This is a genomic window from SAR324 cluster bacterium (assembly GCA_015232315.1).
GTDB lineage: Bacteria > SAR324 > SAR324 > SAR324 > NAC60-12 > JADFZZ01.
This window is the reverse complement of the sequence record JADFZZ010000006.1, coordinates 128491-151189: the sequence shown is the minus strand read 5'-3', so window position 1 is coordinate 151189 and position 22699 is coordinate 128491. Positions and strand designations below refer to the sequence as shown.

General features: G+C 41.0%; 19 protein-coding genes. 12 read left to right on the top strand and 7 right to left on the bottom strand.

All coding sequences use genetic code 11. The features are described from left to right. The first annotated feature begins 313 nt into the window (after positions 1 to 313). Together HQM11_07190 and HQM11_07185 are read left to right on the top strand one after the other, a co-directional pair. Entirely contained in the window at positions 314 to 667 is a 354-nt protein-coding gene (locus HQM11_07190; protein MBF0350800.1) for an STAS domain-containing protein, read from the top strand. Then, the gene (locus HQM11_07185; protein ID MBF0350799.1) at positions 664 to 1566 is read left to right on the top strand and encodes a response regulator; all 903 of its coding nucleotides are present in this window, start codon (positions 664 to 666) and stop codon (positions 1564 to 1566) included. Before HQM11_07190 ends, HQM11_07185 begins: the two co-directional genes overlap by 4 nt. Here HQM11_07185 and HQM11_07180 read toward each other — a convergent pair. Then, positions 1554 to 3017, bottom strand: coding sequence for a glycosyl hydrolase family 57 (locus tag HQM11_07180; GenBank protein ID MBF0350798.1), 1464 nt, complete (start codon positions 3015 to 3017; stop codon positions 1554 to 1556). The genes HQM11_07185 and HQM11_07180 overlap by 13 nt on opposite strands. 17 nt (positions 3018 to 3034) lie before the next feature. After that, positions 3035 to 4507, bottom strand: a complete 1473-nt coding sequence (gene glgA / locus HQM11_07175; GenBank protein MBF0350797.1) for a glycogen synthase GlgA — start codon at positions 4505 to 4507, stop codon at positions 3035 to 3037. Between the two features lie 144 nt (positions 4508 to 4651). Here glgA and HQM11_07170 point away from each other — a divergent pair, with 144 nt between their 5' ends. From HQM11_07170 to HQM11_07130, 9 genes are all read left to right on the top strand, one after another. Beyond that, complete coding sequence (locus HQM11_07170; protein ID MBF0350796.1) at positions 4652 to 5824, top strand: glycoside hydrolase family 57; 1173 nt, start codon at positions 4652 to 4654, stop codon at positions 5822 to 5824. A 272-nt stretch (positions 5825 to 6096) separates the two neighbouring features. After that, positions 6097 to 7035 (top strand): SDR family oxidoreductase, encoded by a 939-nt coding sequence (locus HQM11_07165; GenBank protein MBF0350795.1) that lies wholly within the window; start codon positions 6097 to 6099, stop codon positions 7033 to 7035. Positions 7036 to 7045: 10 nt separating this feature from the next. Continuing rightward, the gene (locus tag HQM11_07160; protein ID MBF0350794.1) at positions 7046 to 9340 is read left to right on the top strand and encodes a DnaJ domain-containing protein; all 2295 of its coding nucleotides are present in this window, start codon (positions 7046 to 7048) and stop codon (positions 9338 to 9340) included. 18 nt (positions 9341 to 9358) lie between these two features. Beyond that, positions 9359 to 9688 (top strand): PilZ domain-containing protein, encoded by a 330-nt coding sequence (locus HQM11_07155; GenBank protein ID MBF0350793.1) that lies wholly within the window; start codon positions 9359 to 9361, stop codon positions 9686 to 9688. After that, entirely contained in the window at positions 9670 to 10140 is a 471-nt protein-coding gene (gene smpB / locus HQM11_07150) for an SsrA-binding protein SmpB (protein ID MBF0350792.1), read from the top strand. Before HQM11_07155 ends, smpB begins: the two co-directional genes overlap by 19 nt. A 1-nt stretch (position 10141) precedes the next feature. Next, complete coding sequence (dprA, locus tag HQM11_07145; protein MBF0350791.1) at positions 10142 to 11281, top strand: DNA-protecting protein DprA; 1140 nt, start codon at positions 10142 to 10144, stop codon at positions 11279 to 11281. 49 nt (positions 11282 to 11330) lie between these two features. Further along, positions 11331 to 12194, top strand: a complete 864-nt coding sequence (locus HQM11_07140; GenBank protein ID MBF0350790.1) for a hypothetical protein — start codon at positions 11331 to 11333, stop codon at positions 12192 to 12194. A gap of 62 nt (positions 12195 to 12256) precedes the next feature. After that, positions 12257 to 13279 carry a glycosyltransferase gene (locus tag HQM11_07135; protein ID MBF0350789.1) on the top strand — a complete coding sequence of 341 codons (1023 nt, stop codon included), beginning with the start codon at positions 12257 to 12259 and terminating at the stop codon, positions 13277 to 13279. A 104-nt stretch (positions 13280 to 13383) separates the two neighbouring features. Next, complete coding sequence (locus HQM11_07130) at positions 13384 to 14469, top strand: hypothetical protein (GenBank protein ID MBF0350788.1); 1086 nt, start codon at positions 13384 to 13386, stop codon at positions 14467 to 14469. Positions 14470 to 14471: 2 nt separating this feature from the next. On the opposite strand, the gene aroA is transcribed toward HQM11_07130, so the two are convergent. From aroA to HQM11_07110, 4 genes are all read right to left on the bottom strand, one after another. Further along, positions 14472 to 15758 (bottom strand): 3-phosphoshikimate 1-carboxyvinyltransferase, encoded by a 1287-nt coding sequence (gene aroA, locus HQM11_07125; GenBank protein MBF0350787.1) that lies wholly within the window; start codon positions 15756 to 15758, stop codon positions 14472 to 14474. Next, positions 15748 to 16668: a lipoyl synthase gene (gene lipA / locus HQM11_07120; protein ID MBF0350786.1), complete on the bottom strand. Its 921-nt coding sequence runs from the start codon at positions 16666 to 16668 to the stop codon at positions 15748 to 15750. The genes aroA and lipA overlap by 11 nt, the downstream gene beginning before the upstream one ends. A 6-nt stretch (positions 16669 to 16674) precedes the next feature. Further along, positions 16675 to 17724 carry a tetratricopeptide repeat protein gene (locus HQM11_07115; protein MBF0350785.1) on the bottom strand — a complete coding sequence of 350 codons (1050 nt, stop codon included), beginning with the start codon at positions 17722 to 17724 and terminating at the stop codon, positions 16675 to 16677. Positions 17725 to 18340: 616 nt separating this feature from the next. Continuing rightward, the gene (locus HQM11_07110) at positions 18341 to 18664 is read right to left on the bottom strand and encodes a hypothetical protein (protein MBF0350784.1); all 324 of its coding nucleotides are present in this window, start codon (positions 18662 to 18664) and stop codon (positions 18341 to 18343) included. Between the two features lie 402 nt (positions 18665 to 19066). Here HQM11_07110 and HQM11_07105 point away from each other — a divergent pair, with 402 nt between their 5' ends. Next, entirely contained in the window at positions 19067 to 20743 is a 1677-nt protein-coding gene (locus tag HQM11_07105) for a methyl-accepting chemotaxis protein (GenBank protein MBF0350783.1), read from the top strand. On the opposite strand, the gene HQM11_07100 is transcribed toward HQM11_07105, so the two are convergent. After that, positions 20722 to 22674 carry a 1-deoxy-D-xylulose-5-phosphate synthase gene (locus HQM11_07100; protein MBF0350782.1) on the bottom strand — a complete coding sequence of 651 codons (1953 nt, stop codon included), beginning with the start codon at positions 22672 to 22674 and terminating at the stop codon, positions 20722 to 20724. The two genes, HQM11_07105 and HQM11_07100, sit on opposite strands and share 22 nt — an antisense overlap. Between the last annotated feature and the right edge of the window lie 25 nt (positions 22675 to 22699).

Here is a 22699-nt window from a genome sequence, read left to right as displayed (position 1 = left end):
TTTTTTATTCATTTATTTTGTGATACTCCTTCACCAGAGACTCCTCAAAAAAAACATTTAACATTTTTAATAATAAACAATTACAATATGTTAATACGTTATTTTATTAAACCCCTTGAAACCAGAACTTACTCAACATATTTTAGGTTCACAAGTTAATTATAAACCTGCGGAGAGTTGTCATTTCCAACGGAAAAACAATGTTTTTTCTCAGCCATCAACTAAAGTTTATTGATCATGAGAGAATTATTTTGACTGATGCTTTCATTTTTCTGTAGTCTAGATGTATTCTTATTCATACTCAGGAGGTTTTATGGAATTTGAAGTTTCACATTATATGAATAATGACTGTTGTGTAGTCAAAATCAAAGGGCATCTGGCTCTGGAAAAAGGTGATGAATTTAAAGGATATTTAATCAAAATTCTTCAGGATTCTACAATCAAAAGCATATTGCTGGATTGTGAGGAAATGACAAACATTGATTCTAATGGAATCGCTGTTCTTGTTTTTGCGTTTAAAAAAACCAAGGATTCCAACAAAAAATATGCACTTTGCCAGCTTAATAATAAAACATCCCGGATTCTCAATATGCTGGGCCTTGATAAAATCTTGAGTATCTTCGACACACTGGATAACGGACTGATCTTCACAAGAGGTGAAGAATGAAGATTCTGCTTGTTGATGATGAAGACAGCTTTCGTCAAATGCTGGCAACAGCATTGACTGATCGTTATCATCATCATGTAATTCAGGCAGGAAATGCTATGGAAGGACTTAAGTATCTTCAAACGGATACAGTAGAGCTGGTACTTACAGATATTAAAATGCCTGTCATGAGTGGTATTGAGTTTATCAAAAAACTCCGACAGGACTATGCTGATTTATCAGTCATGTTCATCACAGGTCACGGGGACATCAACCTTTCCATAGAAGCCCTTAAACTGGGTGCTGAAGATTTTATTCTCAAACCTTTCAAAATCAAAGCTCTCGCTGATTCCCTTGAAAAAGTTTCCGATAAAATCAATGGAAAAAAACTGGTTCATAATGCCATTAATTATTTGATCCAGGATCAGACTCAAATGGAAATTCCCAGTCAAATGAATCTGGCTTATCGCATTATTGCATACTTTGAAGCCAGGATTGAGCCCTTGATCAAATGCTACAAGATGCATGATTTCAATTTGGTGTTATGTCTGACGGAATGCATTACGAATGCGATCATGCATGGAAATTTCGGATTGTCATCTCAAGTCAAAGAAGACAACTGGGATGAATATAACCGCTTAAAAAAAGAACGGGAACTGCTACCAGAGTACGCAAACAAAAAGGTCTTGATTCGATATCTTTTAATGAGCGATCGATTTGTATTTGAGATTGAAGATGAAGGCAACGGATTTAACACCTCAAAATTACCAGACCTCACAGATCCGACAATTCTACTGGCCAGTTCTGGAAAAGGGCTTTATTTAGTCCGTTCCATGACAGACTCTCTGCGATGGAACGAAAAAGGGAATTGCGTTATTTTTGAAAAAAAACTTCCTGTCACAGCCTTTCAGAAATCATGATTCAGGATCTCAATAGCCCTTCTGCAAATTTCCTGTCCATAGTCTGTCCATAGTCCCTGTCCCCAATATCGATAACAACTGGTTTGCGAGGACAACAAATGAAACAGGGCATTTCGATAGGCATGAGAATTGGTGGAAACTGAAGTTTTCAATACTTTTTCAAAAAAGAGAGAACTCACCTGCTCCATAGGCCCCAACACATTGTCATATCCATGTACCCATGAAATATTATTGGTCCAGCTTCCACCATCCATATGAAACCGCTGGTCCTCTTTTTTCAATGCTTCAATCACCTCTCTTAGGCGGTCGGCACCATTACCAGGGGTAAAACGTGCCCAGATATGATGTTGCATCACCGGTTGGATTTTGGGTAAGTCCTGTTCTTTAATCCCCATCCCGAATAAATATTCCAGATATTCACTCACGTTCATTGCCGGAACCTGTGAATGGGAACATTCCCGGATCACCTCAATATACTTTGATGGAAACTCATTCATCATCACCCCCCCATTTTCACCATCCGCAATCTGAGTAACCAGTGGAGGAATTGATTTGCCGCACAACTGCCATTGATTCAGGCTTTTTGCCTCATAATAAGGTTGCATTTGCGCAACCAGTTTGGTGTCACTCCCCTGTGTTTTGATGATGGCGATGATACTGGCAGAATCACCTTTTGAATTTTTACAAACAAGTTGATGTGGAAGATGTTTCTGTTGAATACCCCCTCCATTTTCTGCCATTTCTACAGTATGCTCCTGAACCAGAACCCATTGATACCCACAATCCTTGAGCGTTTTCACAAATTCATAGGCCACATCAGGATGATTGGGCAGAGCCATTTCCGAAGGAGAAAACCCTCTTACCCGTTCCAATGCTTCAAAACCAAAAATGGCGGCAAAATGATGCTGCCAGGCTTTTACATGCAGACGAAAATCCTGGACAGGAGTCGAAGGAGCCACGGCATGTCCCCATGGGCATCCCAACCATTCCACACAGTCCTGATATTCAGGCCGACATGTAATTGTTTTCAAGGCATCAATCACATCATGCGCACCCATATTCCTCAGTCCATGAAAGAGGACGCCTGTATATTCAAGCATGACTCTTGGTTTTTTTCCTTCTGAAATCAGTTGTGGAATTATTTCGCCCATTCGTTTGTAGCACCATTGAAAAACAGGGGCATTATGATTATCGCCAAGATGCTGATTGTCCATCATATATTTAAGGTTACTGATAATTTCAGCGGTCTTGAGATCGTTCCCTCCAGCAGGAATTAAAGGCTGTTGCATATGAAGCGCTACCGCAAATACACTTTTTAAATGCTCAAAATTCATCCCGGCCTTGTCCACAAACAGCTTTTTGCCTCTACTTTGCTGGATTGATGCTTCCACCAATGATTCCTGTCCTGATATATTAGGAAGGTTATTTACATATTCTTCAATAGCTGCCATGGTTTCCTCCTCTACGATTATTTGTGACATATATAATTATAAATATTCTGGTAATGCTGACCTGAATGATTCCATGAATAATCATAACGCATCCCATTCTGCATCAGATATCTGAAGTCTTCCGGGCAGGAATACCACAATCCAATAGCCCGGTTCAGGGCTGATTCCAACCCTTCAAAATCAGGATGTTCAAACAAATAGCCGTTACGTTCCGCAGGTTGCTTATAGGAATAATCCCTGTCAAACACAGTATCCACCAATCCACCAACGGCTCGCACAATAGGAACCGTGCCATAACGCAGTGCGATCATCTGTGTCAGGCCACAGGGTTCATAAATGCTGGGCACAATGATCATATCAGCTCCCGCATATATCAAATGAGCCAACTGCTCATCAAACCCTATTTCAAAATGACAGTCGGGATTGTCGTTCAAATATGTTTTGAGATGCCAGAAGTGATCATTGATGCCCAACTCAGGACTCACGCCCAGCAATACAAACTGAACCCCTTTCCATAAGGAATAAAAGGCACCATGCCTGATAAGATGAACCCCCTTCTGAGTATCCAGACGACCGACATACGCCACAATCGGCTTGTAACCATCTTTCAGCATCATTCTTCGGCGCAATGCCTCCTTGTTTTTATATTTTAGTTCCACATCGTTCATTGAGTAATGAAATGGAATATGCGGATCACTTTCAGGATTCCAGACTTCATAATCCAATCCGTTTAGAATCCCGCCAAATTTGTGACGATGCACATGAATAGTGTGGCCCATTCCGTGTCCCTGATCCGTATACTGAGATTCCCATGCATGCTGAGGAGATACGGTGGTAATAAAATTGGAATAGACAATTCCCCCCTTCATAAAATTGATTGCATTGGCATTAAAATTATCTCTGAGGCGCTCATAATCATAATAATAGGCTTCATGGTTCAAACCTGTCGCCCGTAAAATTTCAGAACCGACTATTCCCTGGTGCTTGAAATTATGAATTGTGTAACAAACTCTTTGATTAGACAAACCATGATATTTATAGATTTCAAATAGCATGACAGGTACCAATCCTGTCTGCCAATCATGACAATGAATGATGTCAGGACGTTTATTTGATTTCAAGAGAAACTCCAAGGATGCTTTGCTGAAAAACGCAAATCTCATCGCCTCATCCGCAAAGCCATAAAAAGCACCCCGATCAAAAAAATGGTCCGAAGAATGAGGTTCAATAAAATAACATTTCCGACCATGAACATATCCACTCCATACTGTACAATGTATGGCCCCATCATACCAGGGAACCCAAAGATCCTGGTGATCAATTTTCATCTCCCCAATATGTTCATATTGTATGCAATCATATTTTGGCAGGATAATTTCGACTGTATTGCCTCGCAATTCCATTTCGCGGCTTAATCCATACACAACATCACCTAAACCCCCAATTTTAGCAACAGGAGCACATTCAGACGCAATCATGACAATATACATAAAACCTCACAAATCATTCAGACTATGTGAATTAATAAACAGCACTATAAATTTTTGGTTTGAAAAATAGTGATTGTCAGAGTTAGATGCTTTTCAAATCATTGGGATGATTAACATTTCGCCAGGTAAAAAGGAAGGTCTTTTATGGAACATTATCATGGACTAGTTCTTAATTTACATCAACCAACTAGAAACTTGGAAGATTTATGGGAAAACCAGCCATGGGAAGCAAAAGATATTTTGTATGCGCTGGATCGTATCCCAAGGACCTTATGGGCCTTCGAGGATGTTGCCCGTGTGCATCTGGCAATGTCCGGTACCTTGTTGGAAACTTTAGCGAATCGGCAATTTCAAGATCTTGTGTATAACACCATCAAATGTGGTGATCTTCTGTGGTTTCTTCAAAATGAAAAAATTATTCAAATTTTAGGAAATGCCTATTATCACCCTGTACTTCCGCTTATTCCTTCCAAAGACCGTGAAGAGCATCTGTTGAGATGGATCGGGCTGGCCAAACATATTTTTTTCCGAAATTATTTCCCCGGATTTTGGCCCCCTGAAATGGGCTTTTGTATGGAAATGATCCCGTTGCTCAAACATTTTGGCTACCAATATGTCCTGGTGGACTGCGAACATGTTGAACCCCTTCATCCAATGAAATGGGAAGAATTACGATATCGTCCCCATATTGCCCGTTATGGACAGGATGAAATTATCGTTGTTGTCCGGGATCGTGATTTGTCTAAGGCTCAGGAATCAGGGATGAATTATGAATGGTTTGCCCATGAACTCCAGGAACGAACCCAATGGTGTGATTTCCCGTCGTTGGTGGTAACTTGCACTGATGGAGAAAATGGAGAATGGTTCAGAAACGCAGCCAATTCCGCCAATTTCTGGAATTCTTTTTACCTTGAGTTTCTAAACAATGTGCGTCTGGGAACGGCACCAGCCAAACCGATTTTTATTCATGAATACATCAATCAGCATGGTTGGTGGGGAGAAGTGCGTGTTCATTCTGGCTCATGGAATACTGGAGAACATAGTGGAATTGGTTTTGTCCAATGGACTGGATCTGAAGCACAAAAAGACGCGTTAAGACGAATTCATGACACTAGCGCGACTTTATATTACCTCAAAGAGGTCCTTGGTGATAAACTCCAAGATCCCCATCGACAGTATCAGATGGAAGAAGCCATGTGGCATTTGCTCAAAGCAGAAACCAGTTGTTATCTTTACTGGGGAGAATCATGGGTATACCGGGTTCATAAAGATCTGGACACCGTCTGGTTTAACCTGGATGAACTCCGGAAGAATTGATTATCAGGCCTATGAACTATCGCAAACAGCTCTGCATGGTGGATTTTTTTGCCTATGGATCATTGCTTTTCCCAAAATCATTTCATCAACAGATCGACAAGGTCGTCTGACCTTCCGGAATATTTCCGTTTTTTCATTATTGAAAATGAAACAACTTCAAGCATTAATCTGTATTTATTCAAGATCCTCCTTGGCAAATAGCAATTACAACACGAGTTGGCTCAGTAAATGAATTAACGGATTAATCTTTCAACTATTTTTCAAGGTTTACTATGAAACGCGTATTAGTCACTGGTGGTGCGGGATTTATCGGATCATTTTTATGTGACCGCTTAATTGACGATGGGCATGAAGTGATTTGCCTGGATAATTTTTACACAGGACAAAAACGAAACATCGCTCACTTGCTCGACAACCCCCAATTTGAACTGATTCGTCATGATGTGGTTGAACCAATTCTGTTGGAAGTTGACTGGATCTTTAATTTTGCATGCCCGGCGTCACCCGTACATTACCAATACAATCCCGTCAAAACGATTAAAACCAGCATCATGGGTGCAATCAATATGCTTGGACTCGCTAAACGGGTAAAAGCCAGGATACTTCAAGCATCCACATCAGAAATTTATGGAGATCCAGAAATCCATCCCCAAACTGAAAACTACTGGGGGTCTGTCAATCCCATTGGAATCAGGAGTTGTTATGACGAAGGGAAGAGAGTCGCAGAAACTCTTATGATGGATTATCATCGACAAAATCATGTGGATACAAAAATTGTCCGTATTTTTAACACTTATGGTCCACGTATGCATCTTGAAGATGGCAGGGTCGTCAGTAATTTTATTGTTGCCGCCTTGAAAGGGCAACCTTTGGTGCTTCACGGTGATGGTGAACAAACTCGATCTTTTTCATATGTTTCTGATCTGGTAGAAGTTATCATGCGCATGATGAACAAGGACAATTTTACTGGACCTGTCAATATCGGTAATCCTGGAGAATTCACTATGATGGAATTGGCCCGAAAAGTCATCAACTTGACCAATTCAAAATCTGTGATTGAACAAATTGACCGGCGTCAGGATGACCCGACGCGAAGGAAACCTGATATTTCCCTCGCAAAAAAAGAACTTGGCTGGGAACCAATAGTTTCTCTGGATGAGGGCTTGAAACACACCATTGCTTATTTTGATCGCATTCTCAGCAGTACATAACAATGGCCTTATGTCTCTCAATAAATATGTGTTCTCATGGATTACCGCTATTGGACTTTGCTTGTTATCGGCCATGTCCACAACAGCGGAAACCCCGACAACTTTTCTCCAGACAGTTCAGGAGATCAAATTACCTGCTTCTGCTTCGCTTGCGATCAGCTATGATGAGTCGCTTATAGCCGCAGGACTGGTCATCAATGGCAAGACCGAAATATATCTTTATGATCGCCAAACCGCTAAAGAAATTTCTCATTTCAAATCCCGTGGTGAAAATTTTCAGTTTTTAACTTTTGCTCCCTATCTACAGCAACTGGTATTGGCTCATCAAAACAAGATCCAGATATGGAACATCGATGCGATTTCTGTTTCTTCCCAGCCTGTTGATCCAGTTAGTCATCAAGTTTTTGAGTATCAGGGATCCCACATAGCCCGCCCGTCTTTCAATTTTCCTGATAAATCACTGAGGTGGATTGATGACTTGAATTTTCATGAACTCCAGACAAACACACCGCAATCACGTGTAATTTTAAAAAGTGAAATGCCAGCTTCCGGATTTGCTTATTCTCCGGAACAACAACTATTGGCCGTGTTCTTTCCCCATAACAACCGAATTCTAACCTACGCCCCCTATCAATCAGACAAACTGGCAGAAATTGATTATCATCATTTTCCTGTCGTTGGCGCTTACTTTGTGCGCCCAAATATTCTGCTGTCCCTCGATAGTGAAAACAATCTTGTATGGGGACATGTGAAAAGTAGAATTAAAATCCATCAGATTTCAGCCAATCTGAAAGATGAGCAGGCTTTGGGACTGTATCCTGTTTATGACGATAAAATCATGGTGATCACAACCAGGAATAAATCCAATGAATTTTCTGCTTATATTATCAAAAAAGATGGGCAGATTTTGAATAAACTGGCTTTGGCGCACGCCAATGCTCTGGCTGTGAGTCCAACAGGAAAATATATTGTGACCGTTACACCTGAGCAAAAAATGGTGGTATCTTCCACAGTCACACATGAAGATCCCAAAGATTATATTCGGAAACTTCAATTAGCGGGCGCCAATGAAACAGCCCGGAGATACCGTAACCATCTGGATGAACTTCCTGACATTCTGCCTATTCCCGCAACAACCTTGACCAACAACCAATTATCATCCTTACTGGACAGCCTCAATGCGGCTGAAATCGCAGGACAATGGCAGGAAGCCCAACGTTGGGTTGATGATATTCTGGTTCTATCCCCTCAACATCCTGAAGCGATGGACGCACTTCAACGAATTAAAGAGCATCAGGATCAGATTTTAATGGAACAGGCTCAAACAGCCATGAAGAACGCCGATTCCCAGCAGGCAATTCAATTATTTCAACAGGTACCGGAACAAAGTAAGTTTTACAGTGAGGCCAGGCAACAAATTGAGTTCATTGAAAAAGAATCACAAATTGAACTGAAAATCCAGAGTGCTCAAAAGTGGATGCGTTCCAGCAACTGGACTGTGGCAAAAAATTTGCTCAATGATGCGCTGAAACTCGCACCTGAACACCCTCAGGCTCTTTCATTGCTTGATGAGGTGGAAACCCATGACCAGCAAAATCTTGCATGGGATATTTTGACCACTATGGTGGCACTTTCAATCCTTGCAGGAGCAGGAATATTTGCCTATCGATCCCGACATTTGTGGATACACCGGTTCAAAATGGAGCCGGATGACGATGAACCCAAACTCAAACCGCCATTGCATACAAAAATTAAACAACAACAAGCGACCTCACAAAAACCCCTTGGTAATCCTAAACACTATGAGGAGACTTGGTCCAAAACCATGGAATTTCTTAAACTGGCACAAAAAGCGGACATTCATCAAAAATATGGCACACAGTTCCTGGATTTCGAGGCTGAATTACGCATTATTCAAAAAAAAGCGTCATCTCCCAACGCAAATTATAATCAACTCACCTCACAAACTTTGTTTATTTTGCAGACTCTCCGGAGTTTTAAATTTGAAAAACAACAGCAGGAACAAAAAAAAGAAGATCCTCCCCCGAAAATGGAAAAGAATTCAGAAAGCATTAAACCTGATTACTATGAAATTCTCGGAGTTCCAAAATCTGCCAGTGCAGATGACATTAAAAAAGCTTTCTATAAAAAACTGAAAGAGTATCATCCTGATCGTCATCAAAGTTCGGATTTTGAATGGGTAAAACAGCAGGCAGAGCAGATGACACTACAGATTAAAAATGCGTATGAAGTGTTGTCTAACCAGGAAACACGCAAGAAATATGATCTTCGCAGACAATCATAAACCATTTCATATAATCCAATGACATCGAAAAACATCCATCAGCGCAATCAGCAAAGATTTATCATTAACCAGGAATTCCTTGTAAAAACAGCATCAGGGAACAACCACCGGGTGACAATTAGAAATATTTCCCTTGGTGGCGCTTGTCTGGACTGGAATGAACCCTGCCAGCCTGGAGATCGCCTGAATATTTGTTTTTCTACAGATCTGGTTCTTGAAAGTGAGATTCGCTGGTTTCAGAAAAATAATGATTGTAATGAAATCGGAGTTCATTTTTTTGATGTGGATGAAGTTGCCTCAATATATTTGGGAGAATATATCCAGACTTTATTGAAAAGGGTGCCATGAATATCAAAATCATTGTAACTAACCGCAAGGCACATTTTGAATATGAAATCGTTCAGACATTTGAAACCGGCATTGAACTGCGAGGAACAGAGGTAAAAAGCCTTCGCCTGGGCAAGGCCAATATTTCAGAAAGTTATTGTGCGGTAAGTCCTGCAATGGAAGTCTTTCTTATCAACGCACATATCAATCACTACGATTTTGGAAACCGCAATAACCATGATCCCCTTCAAGCCAGAAAATTGCTGCTTCGCAAACAGGAAATTCGTAAACTTTATGGTCAATCCCGCGAAAAAGGACTCACGCTGATCCCTCTGAAGATGTATTTCAAACATGGGCTGGTAAAGGTTGAAATTGCGCTGGTCAAAGGTAAAAAACTTCATGACAAACGTGAAAGTCTCAAAAAAGATGAGGCAAAAATAGAAATTGCCCGCAATATGAAAAATGGTTTTTAAAATGCTTGAATTAGACTGGCTTGCACTCAATCTGGTTTCAGGACTCGGAATAAAAACCCTCAACCGATTACTATCCCAATACTCTTCAGTATCAGAGCTGATTCATTCGCCTGCAGAACAAATTCAACAAAAGTCAGGTATCCCTCACAGTTTGGCCCTGGCCATTACCCAAGCTCAAAATACAAGAAGTTTTCTGATTGAAAAACGGTTATTTGAATCAGATTCTGACCTCAAATTGATATGCTATGAATCTGAAAATTATCCTAAACTTTTGAAAGAAATCGCATCGCCCCCACTTGTGCTGTACTGCAAAGGCTCTCTGCCATCGCCCCAAGCCCCTTGCCTCGCATTCGTAGGTTCGCGAACCTGTACTGTTTATGGCAAACGCCACACCAAACGGCTGATTGAGGAAATTGCCCAAATTCGTCCAGACACGGTTGTGGTGAGTGGTCTCGCACGGGGAATTGATACGGTTGCCCATGAGACCGCCCTGGAATTGGGGCTAAAAACAATCGCTGTTCTGGCTGGAGGTCTACAACATATCTATCCGCCTGAAAATATTCCACTGGCCCATGAAATCACTAAACAAGGTGCATTGATCTCTGAATTTCCCCTGGCATTGAAACCTCTTGCCCGTAATTTTCCTATTCGCAACAGAATTATCAGCGGACTTTCTCTGGGGACCACAATCACTGAATCAAAAATTAAAAGCGGTGCCCGAATCACTGCCGGGTTTGCTCTGAACCAGAATCGGGAGGTTTTTGCGCTTCCAGGACCTGTAGATTCGCCCACCAGTGCCGGGCCCAATCAATTAATCGCATCATCTGCGGCAAAACTGGTGGTATCAGGCTCAGAAATTCTTGAAGAACTCCAACTGTGCGGCAATAAATCAGACCAAACCTCTTTTGACTTTGCACAAAAAAACAAACAATTGCTGGACAAAAGTAATTATTCTGCTGAACAATGGTTGGCTCTTGAAACCATTCATCATGGGGTCGAAACCATCGATTCCATTCATATTGCGTCAAAAATTCCGATTGATCGATTGTTAGGCATACTAGTTGAATTAGAACTCACCGGAATTCTTGACTCTGTCGGTGGACAAATTTATCGTCTGGCGGAGAACATGGACTTGCCATAGACAAGTCTGATTGAACAGTGACTTTTTATTATTTCATCCTGAAGCGGATATGGGACAACTGGAAACATCAATCTATATCATTGGATCAAAAAAGAACTGGCAATTGAACAGCAATCATTTGAAATCAATTTTTTTGCTGATCGGCCTGATTTTTGTGATCATGGCTTGTTTTTCAACCTACCAGTACTTTGCCTATAACGCTAAAATACAGGAAGTACAGCAACTTAATTACGATGAAAAACAAAAGTCCGAAAAATTGCAGGAATCACTAAGTCAGCTTGAAAGCCATTATGACACTGAATTACAAAAATTGAAGGCAATGATTGCGGAAAAACAACCATTGAATTCTGAATCTCAAAGCAAAGAGAATGTCTTTGTTGCCAAAATCACGGAAGTCCAGGAACAGCTTCAAAAAAAAGAAGGTTTTATCAAAGAACTACAAACACAAAAAACGCTTTATCTGCAACAGATTGAATCTCTCAAAAAACAGTTGATGCAATACCAACAACAGGAAGATAGTGAAGGGCCTTCCTTACAAACCCCTCAAGCCAGTGTCAGTGCAATCAATATTGGAACCAAAGATGCTTTTGAAGTTAAGATTGATCAGTTCCAATTCGAAATCGACCCTGAAAAAACCAAGATGGCAATTCAACTCCACCTCTACAATCTGACTGATGATATACAGTCTGGTTATATCCGTGTGCTATTGGTGAACCAGACTCAACTAAAAATGGATATTCCCTTTAAGGAAACAGAGGCTACTTCATATTCCATCCGCCGGTTCAAACGTTTTTTCAAGGAATATACTTATTCTCCAAAATACAAAGCCGTGAGAGTCACAGTATGGAATCGCAATCATGATTTGATTCTGGACCAGTATTATCCGCTTGAATCCGTACAAAATGCCCAATAGAGCATGTCAGTATCTGCTCTCCTGACTCAAGATTTTCCATTCATTCCTGCTATAATCGCCTCATGCAACCAGACATCACTGTATTGATTCCTAATTATAATGGTGCACATTATATACTTCGTGCACTTAAAAGTCTGAGCCAGCAAACATATCAAAATTTTTTAATATATGTGGTGGACGATGGTTCTAAGGATAATTCTGTAGATCTAGTTCGTCATTCTGAAATTGTATTGCCTCATCTTGAGATCTTTGAATACGCCAATGCAGGAATTACCTCAAACTGGAACAGATCCGTGGATTTGGTCAAAACACCATTTTTCACACTTCTGCACTTTGATGATGAATATGAACCCACATATCTGGAAACAATGAGAAGTCTCATCCTTAAATATCCAGACGCAGCCCTTGCTCATTGTCCAGCCATCACAATCAACGAAAAATCGGAACCTGTAAATTCGCCTGTTGAACTCTATAAACAAAATAAATATTTTCGCCAACAAGAAATTTATCATTCTCCTGAATTTGAATTTTCCAAATTATTAACAGGAGCTTACATTAATTGCCCCAGTGTTTTTTTTAGAAAAAAAATGGTTGATGTGATAGGAGGCTTTAATCCTGCATACGGACAAGTACAGGATTGGGAGTACTGGTTTCGTGTATTATTCCATGGATATCGTATCTGTGCGACGGCTACACCCGTCTTTCGATATCGAAGACACAATGCAAATGCTTCTCAAACAAACAGCAAATCATTGATGCGATATAAAGAAGAAAAGCAACTTCTGGATTGGGCACACCGTGAAGGAGTAATGCGGAACTGGGTCCATCATGAAAAAATTGATTATACCATTATTCAAAAAACGGTCATTTTGGATATCAGCTACGATTTGATCAACAAACTGAATCATGATGCACAAAAAAAATTGGTATTTCTGCAGGAACTTCCTGCTGGATATAAAAATTCAATCATATGCGATTTTCTTAAAACCATGATTTTATTAGGGCCAGTTGGAGGAAAATTACTTCAGACCATGATTAATACAGCGGTCAGTCTTACCCGCTTTCTTCCTTTCCAAAATACATGACTCCATGAATTTTTGGTTGCGCATCTATATTGAACAAGTTATAAAGCAATAATTCTTGAAATTCAGGTTATATTCACCGACTTTGATTTGTCACAAAGGGATGGATGTCTACAAAAAAATATTATCTGGATCCAGATTTAGTCAGACGTCAGCAATCTGCCATTCAGTATGTACAGCAACCTTGCTCAGATGCTATCGGTGTGGTCACATGGGGCACCAGAGGCTCTAAAGATGTTTGTGCACCAAACAAAATGCATTATGGTGGTAACACCACCTGTCTTGAAATCAAGAGTAAGTATTTTCATCCCGATCTCAAATTTTTCTTGGATGCCGGTGGCGGCATGCAACCAGCCGGAGAAGCGGCAGGTCCTTTTATCAGCAACATTTTTAGAAGCGTTGATCATGCGGTAATGGTGGGATTTACCCATTATCACTGGGATCACATTGTAGGCCTTCCCTTCACAGGCTTTCCTTTTATTGAACAGACATGTTTATATATGTTCGGTCCTAAGGACAAACTCATTGGACCTCAAGAAGCCGTGGCTAATGGAGCCTTTCGTAAACCTTTTTTTCCTATCCCATTTCAGCAAATCGGTTATCATTTTCAATTTCAAAACGTTGCTCAGCCAACCACCCAGGTCGGCCTTCTGCATAAAGATGTTCTTGGTATTGGCTGGATCTCAAAAGTCAGTTATCTGAATAAAACAGAACATCCCAATGCCACAGTCAACATTTCCAGAATTCATTATAAAAATGAAATGCGTAGCAAAGTCACTGTTCCGCTCAAGGAATGTGTCAAAGTATTCATGCATACTACTTTTCATCCTGACACTACTATCAGTTATGCGTTGGAAATGCCGGGAGGACAAAAATTTGTATTTCTGACAGATCATGAATTACAAGAAAGTGTTTCCCAAAGCTTATTGCAACACGTCAAAGGAGCAGATTGTTTGATGCTTGACTGTCAGTATAAAATTGATGAGTACAAATCAATGTATACAGGCTGGGGACATGGATGTGATGAGTATGCAGTTTCTCTGTGTAAAATGGCAGGTGTTGGGATGGTTCTTTTATGCCACCATGATCCTAAAAGAACAGACAGCGGTGTTGACAGTTTGACAAATGGCGTGGTTAAAAAGTATTCAAGCACTACTGCCGCAGGCGATTACGGAGTCTTGACCATCAATTGACATCAGCACTGAAGTGATAGCAATACATCAAAATAATCAGGAAAAGTTTTTGAAACACAATCCGGTTGATTAATAGTGATTTGCCCTTCACCACAGGCTGCCAAAGAGAACGCCATTGCCATCCGGTGGTCATCATAAGTCTCAATTGACGTACTTTTTATTTGTGGCGGCGGTTCAATCACCAGATAATCAACACCTTCCTCAATGTCAGCACCCAATTTTCGCAATTCTGTTGAAACAGCATGCAAGCGTTCTGTTTCTTTCAATCGCCAGTTATAGATATTCCTGATTCGTGTCGGCCCATTGGCAAATAACGCCGCAACAGCTAACGTCATGGCGGCATCAGGCATGGTATTCATATCAATATCTACACCTTGCAATCCATTTCCTGTTACCGTCACAGAATGCGGAGTCCATTCTACCGTTGCCCCCATTTGAGCAAGAACATCCGCAAAATTGACATCTCCCTGAAGACTCATCTTGCCACAGCCTTCCACTGTTACAGTTTTTCCAGTAATCGCGGCCCCAGCCAAAAAATAAGACGCTGAGGAGGCGTCACCTTCGACATAAAAATGTCCTGGTGATTGATAAACCTGACCGTGCTGAATATAAAACTGTTCAAAATTTTTATGCTCAACCTTCACACCAAAGTGTTTCATCATTTCAAGAGTCATAACAACATAGGGAACTGAAACCAGCTTGTCTTTAATTTTAATGGTCACATCTTTTTTGGCATAAGGAGCAACCATGAGAAGCGCTGTCAGAAATTGACTGCTGATCGCACCACTCAATTCTGTTACTCCCCCGGGAATCCCGCTGGCAATCACCTCAACTGGAGGACAGCCTGTCTCGTGAAGGCTTCTGACCTGCATGCCCAAAGTATTCATTGCGTCCAGTAAATCCTGAATCGGTCGCTCTCTCATTCTGGGAACACCATCCAGAACAAAACGTCCATCCCCCAATGCGACAGCCACCGTCAAAGGACGAATCGCCGTTCCAGCATTTCCTAAAAACAACTCGGTTCCCTTGACTGGCCAAATTCCAGCGCAGCCCTGAATTTTTATCCAATGCTGGTCCCAGTTATTGGTTAATTGAAGCCCCAATGTTTCCAGAGCCTGAACCATATACCGGACATCATCGCTATCCAGAATATTTTCAACAATTGTCTCTCCACGAGCCAAAGCACTTAATAACAAGGCCCGGTTTGACATGCTTTTTGATCCCGGCAGACAAACATGGCCGCCAATACCGGACAAATGTGGAAGTGTAAGAGGTGCATCAAGTAGCATAATTGCCTGATGAAGAGTTTTTCAATTTACGTGCAATAAAATATTCTGCTGCTTTATAGGAACTTCTGACCAGCGGCCCGGATGCGACATATTCAAACCCCATTTCGAGCCCCAGGTTTTCCAGATTCCCAAATTCTTCAGGACTCACATAATGCTCAACATCAAGATGTTTGGTGGATGGCTGAAGATATTGGCCAATAGTCAGAAAGTTAACGTTTTGATCTCTCAAATCCCGCATGGTCTGAATCACTTCATCTCGGGTTTCCCCAAGTCCCAGCATGATTGATGATTTTGTCAGTTGCTCTGGATTCATTTTTTTTATATATCCCAGTACTTCCAGCGATTGATGATATCCGGCCCTTCGATCACGGACTTTCTGGGTCAACCGCTCCACAGTTTCAATATTATGAGCAAGTACTGACGGTTTGGCCTGCAAAACTTTTTGAACCAGTGGCATCTCACCCCTAAAATCCGGAATCAGAATTTCAATCAGCAACTCAGGATTTTTAATTTTGACCGCACGAATACAGCCCGCAATATGTCCAGCCCCCTGATCCGGCAAATCATCACGGTCCACGGTTGTAAGAACAACATACGTTAATTTCATTTGTCCCAAGGTTTCAGCCAGTTTCTGAGGTTCTTTTTCGTCAAGAGGAGCGGGTTCCTTTGCAGAATGTACTGAGCAAAACCTGCACCCTCTTGTGCAAGTGTCGCCCATCAGCATAAAGGTTGCAGTACCACCGTTCCAGCATTCACCAATATTGGGACAACGTGCTTCTTCACAAACAGTACTCAACTCAAGAGAGACTACTTTATCTTTGATCCAGGCATAACGGGGACCTCCTGGAAATGGAACTTTCAGCCACCTTGGTTTTTGGATTTTTTTAGATGCTGATACAGGTTGAACCATATACACTCATTGAGATTGTTTTGCTTTGTTGAGTAAATTTTGAATTTTTTTATTGTCAGGATCACGTCTGAGAGATTCTTCCAATGCAACCTGTGCTTTAGAAAATGCTTTTTTTTGCATATATAAAATCCCCAAATTCCACCAGATTTTTGGATAATCCGGATATTTTTTACTAACGCCTTCCATTATATTCTGTGCGTCATCCAGTTTACCAACCTTGATCAAAACAGTCCCTAGACGAAACAAAATCTGAGGATTGTCTCGTGCTATTTCAAGAGCCTGACGGTACAGCGTCTCAGCTTCCTTGAAATAGCCTAATTGTTCCTGAATGTATCCTAAATAATAAATAATGAGATCATGTTGAGGATTACTTTTTTGCAGATCTGTCAATTGAGATAAGGCCTCATGATAAAGATTACGTTCGATTTTGATCTTGGCCAAATATAATTGTACATCCAGTGAGTTTTCTGTTTTCAGCGACTCTTCGAAATAGTTTTGAGCCTGTTCCCACTGCTGATTGTTGAACGCCTCAACTCCCAATTCATAAGGATTTTTCTTAATCGAGGAATCGTTGACGGTTTTTTCAAAAAACCATGGTTTTAAGGTAGTATACAAACGATAGTACACCGAAAATGGCGTTGTTTCATCTTTTAAAAACGGGTAGTATATCAACCCCTTACGAATGAATTGTTCCCCATCCAAAAGATGCTTTCCTATTGTCATACCATATAATATCCAGGCAATACCATTCAAGGGATTTGACGCATTTGCAATGACAGACTCGGCCTTGGCCAGGTGTTTTTGATCCTGATACCAGTAAATCAAGCTCAGTAAAAGTCGGTACTGATCATTTTTAGGATCCGATTTCACAGCTTCCTGAATTGCTTGTAAGGCCTGAACTATCGATGATGAATTATCTGAAAATTGACTCTCAATAATATAATGTTTAGCCAGATCATATTGAACCAATCGTGTCAGAAACGGATAAGTTACCTGAAATGATTTCAATTGGTTTTCGGATGACAGCCATTCAGGGTCCTGAGGAGATTCAGGCATAATCTGCCGCCATTGATAATAGGCTTCAATACCTGACCATTGTGTGTTCTGAGGGAAAAAACGTAAAGTAGAAAATGCAGGATGATATAAGACCAAACTGCTGACTAAACTCTGGATAAAAGTGTCTGGATCAGCAAATTTTTGAAAACTTTGGTGGGTTTGAACGATAAATTGATTGTTTTCAAAAAAATATAAGTGCCACGTGAGTGCCACGTGATTCATCACTTTTTGAAATGAGAGCTCCATTAAAAATTGGAGCCCCATTTTTTGAAGACTATCAAATGATACTGAGGAGGCAGATGAAAAAAATAAGCTATGATGCCACTGATGCATAACGGAGGTATGCATCACCGCATATTTTTCATTGAGAAGCAGTTGATGGGTCAATTCTTCCTGGATAAAGTCTCCCAGCCATTCAAAACCATTTGAGGGATATACCGCTTGAACCGATAATACCCCAACTCCAGGTTTTTCCGAGGCACTATAAACAACTCCTGAATAAACGCAGGTAATTGTCCACAAGGCCATCCAAAGAGTTAAAATTTGACCACACCGATAGAGCACCTCTATTTTTCCTTACATCAATCCAGAGAAAGTAATTTTTTTATAGCATTTCTCAGGCTGAGCGTTCGGTATATGTGTCTTCTGCGGAATCCTCTTCTTCCAGGATCTCCTCCTCGTCCTCTTCCCCCTCGTATTCCTCGTCATCTTCATCTTCTTCGTACTCTTCCTCTTCGTCTTCTTCGTACTCTTCTTCGTCAGTATCCAGATTGTCGAACTGATCCAGTAAAGCGGATAACTTATTATCCCATTCTTCTTTTTCTGCTTCTAATTGACTATTTCGCTCTCGCAATTCATCAATTTCTGATTTCAATTGTTCAATGGTTGCAACAGCGTTTTGTACTTTTTCTCCCAATTTTGCCAATAAATCGTTCGACATAGCGATATTCCCTTGCTAAGAATTAAAAAAATAATGGAGCTTCGGAGAAATCTGGTTAAATTGACCTGCGTCTGCCCCGGCCAGGAAATGCAAGCTGTTTACTCTGTCGATTTCCCTTCAGGCAAGGAAAATCGCATGAAGGAACGTCAAGTAAGTATCAGCCCAAACCCCAAGCTAACCAGCAGTCAGCTTTGGCTTGGCGCACCATAAAGATAAGAGAATAACATTTCAAGCGCATTTATTGGGATGATACTGATTCAGAGCATTTTCATGAAATAAACAATAATTCTGATTTTATTCTGGCAAATCAGTTGTGGGAATTGATAGAATTTGGTATGCGATTTGAAGAACATCACACAACAGTAAATTGACTAACTATCTCCAGGAAACAGGAGTCCTGCTATGAAGCATTTAATCATTCTATTTTTAACCCTGGCCATGGGTGCCTGGTTTTTTTCGAGAAGAAAATACGAACTGGCATCTGCGATCCAATGGAAATTTTTTATTGGTACCGTGTATGTGATGCCGGTGTTTGGAACGCTTTCCAGTTTTGCGCTCTCACAAAAAATTCTGGCCGCCTTTTTACGTGGTGATTTTTTTGGTCCTGATACCCAATCTTTGTGGAGCGCATGGTTTTTTTCAGGCCCCACCATGATTTTACTTATGAATATTGTTCTGTATTTTGCGGTGTTCCGTAAGTTGACTCCTGAAAACATTTATCAAGTTCCTTCAAAAGTTGTAAAAACGGTGAGCATATTCCTGGTTATGGGCATTATCACAATGGTAGGACTCTTACAACTCAGAGGTCTGCTCACCATTGAAATAGCCTTCTCTGTTCCGGCTCATATGGTAACGCTTACATACTTCATGATTCTTTTAGGGTACGTCAATGTTGAAAAAATGGTTCGGCAGTATACAGAAATCAACTATGGTTCGTTAACGAAACGAATGGTTTTAAACACGATTCTACCGTTAGGATTCTCCATTCTTTACATGATTGATGCCGCATATCTTGTCAGCATTTCAGATAATTCTGCCCAATTGATTTTCATGCGTCTTTTTTGCGCATTTGCCATGTTGATGTCCGTATTCTCCTATTGTCTGTATGAAACACTCAAAATGTTGATTATTCCTGTTCAACAACTTTCCCGGGCTTTATCCGGAATATCCTCAGGTGAGGGAGACCTGACCAGAAGGCTTTATGTCGAAACACGGGATGAAATAGGAAATATCAGCGTCTATCTGAATCGATTTCTTCGTCAGGTATATGATATTGTCAGAGCCATTGCTGAAATTACATCCATGGTTAACCGATCAACCACAGACCTTGTCCAGTCATCCAACCGTATGCTTGTCTCCACACAGGAAATTGCAGCAAGCCTTGATAGTTCGGATCAAAGTACAGAACGTGTCAACCAGCAAATTACACAACTAGATATTGCCAGTGCAGCAATTGCTGAAAACGCGGCGGTGACTTCTCGGCGCTCCAGAGAAATGGAAGATCTTGTGGGAACTGGTGTTGAGAGCATGAATAACATGGTTGAGAGCATGCACAGAATCAATGACAGTACTAAAAAAATCGGTGGGATTCTTGGTGATATCCGTGGCATCGCCAAACAGACAAATCTGTTATCATTGAATGCGGCTATTGAAGCGGCCAAGGCAGGCGAACATGGAAAGGGATTTGCTGTTGTGGCTCAGCATGTGAGAGAACTGGCTGAACGTTCAACCAACGCCACTGTAAATATTCAGGGATTAATTACAGAAAGTGTCGACAGGGTGCATGATGGCGATGAGGCTGTCAAAAATGTCCAAAGCATACTCAATGAAGTGAGTGAACTGGTACATGCGTCCACTGAAAGTGTGGCTCAAATCACCCAAGCGGCCAAAGAACAAAGCACACTGGTGCATGAAACCTTCAATGAAATCACTTTATTGAGAAAATTGTCCTCCACTAACGCAAGCTCTACTAAAGACATTAAAGCCATTGTTGAAGCACAAGATCTTTCTGTTCAGGGATTACAGGAAAACACAAGTGCGCTGATATCATCTGTTTCTCAATTCAAAATCGGATCATGAACAATCATAGTTTTTTTTAGAGGTTTGGTCTTTTTCTTTTCAAATTTTGCCGAGTGCTCGATTTTACCAAGAATTGATGACAAAATATTCGCAACATCAAGGCCACACTCTTCTCTTTGCTGAGATTGTGTTCCCTGACTGATAAAATTGTCTGGCACGCCTAAAACCAGAGAATCAACCAATATATTGTTTTCTGACAAACATTCCAGAATCGCGCTTCCCATCCCACCAATTGCAGAATTTTCTTCCAGGCTCACAACCAGTTTTGTTTCTGAGGCAAATTTTTTGACCATATTCACATCCAGAGGTTTCACAAAACGGATGTTGATGACTGCGGCCATATATCCTTGTTCCTCCAAAAGTTGAGCAACATCTATGGCATTCTGAACCATTGTACCCGCTGCAAAAATTGCAATATCGGATCCCTGCTTAATGATTTCCGAACATCCCAGTTCAATGGGGGCGCATAGACTTTCATCCAGTTCATCAGAACTACCTCTAGGGTATCTCAATGCGATCGGTCCCTGTGAATAATGATAAGCAAAATCGATCATCAAACGCAGTTCAGCACCATTTTTGGGAACCATAATCACCATGGAAGGCATCATGCGTAAATATGTCAAATCATACACCCCATGATGAGTCGGACCATCCGCGCCTACCAGTCCTGCGCGATCAAGCATGAATTTGACAGGTAACTGCTGAAGGGCTACATCATGAATGATATGATCAAAGGCCCGTTGCAAAAAAGTTGAATAAATCGTCACAAAAGGTTTGATGCCCTTTGTAGCCATTCCTGCGGCAGAGGTCACGGCATGACCTTCAGCAATGCCGACATCCAAAATTCGGTCAGGATATTTTTCCTGGAGACCTCTAATACCAGTCCCGCTCATCATTGCGGCACTGATTGCAACAACCAGTTCATCTTCCGCCATGATCTCATCCAGTTTTTGAGCAAATATTTCCGTATAGCTTTTTTCACTGGTATTCGCAGTGGCTTTCTTTATAAACTCTCCACTCTCAGGTACAAACGGAGTCACACCATGATACTTATACGCATCCTGTTCAGAAAACAGATACCCTTTTCCTTTTTTTGTGAGCACATGAATCACAATCGGACCTTCCAATTCTTTAGCCCTGGACAGTATTTCAAGCAGATCATGCAGGTTATGTCCATCAACCGGACCAAAATACCGCCACCCCAATTGTTCAAATAAAGTACCTGGCGTTAAAAATGTTTTTAATGAGGCTATAAACTTATGCAATCCTCCCCGAACAATTCCTGAAAAGGGAATCTTGCCTGTAAACTCCCAAACGGTGTTACGAAAATTATTATAAGGATGTGATGAGGTCAGATTGGTAATCACTTTGGAAAGCGCTCCAACATTTGGGTCAATACTGATACCATTGTCATTGATAATAATGATGAGGTTTTTTCCGAGATAGCCGTTATGATTCAAGGCTTCAAAGGCTAATCCGCCAGTTAATGAACCATCCCCGATTATTGCGATTACATGATGTTTTTCGTTTTTCAGATCCCGACCAATCGCCATGCCTAAGGCGGCTGAAATCGAGGTGGAAGCATGCCCGGCTCCAAAATGATCATAAGGACTTTCTTGAGAAGATAGAAATTTTTTGATACCTCCTTTTTGAGTAAGGCTATCAAAATTTTTATGCCTGCCTGTTAATAATTTATGTGCATAGGCTTGATGTCCAACATCCCAGACAACACGGTCGAATCTAAAATCAAACAATTTGAACAAGGCAACCGTAATTTCAAGTGCGCCTAGGGATGATGCCAGATGTCCGCCTTGTTTACTGGTAACTTCCACGATACGTTGTCGACATTCGTAAGCCAACTGTTCCAGTTCATCAATAGTAAATTGTTGAATTTCCTGGGGAGTTGTCAGATTATCTAATAAGGTCTTCATACAATAGTCTCCATGCTCTTAAAGG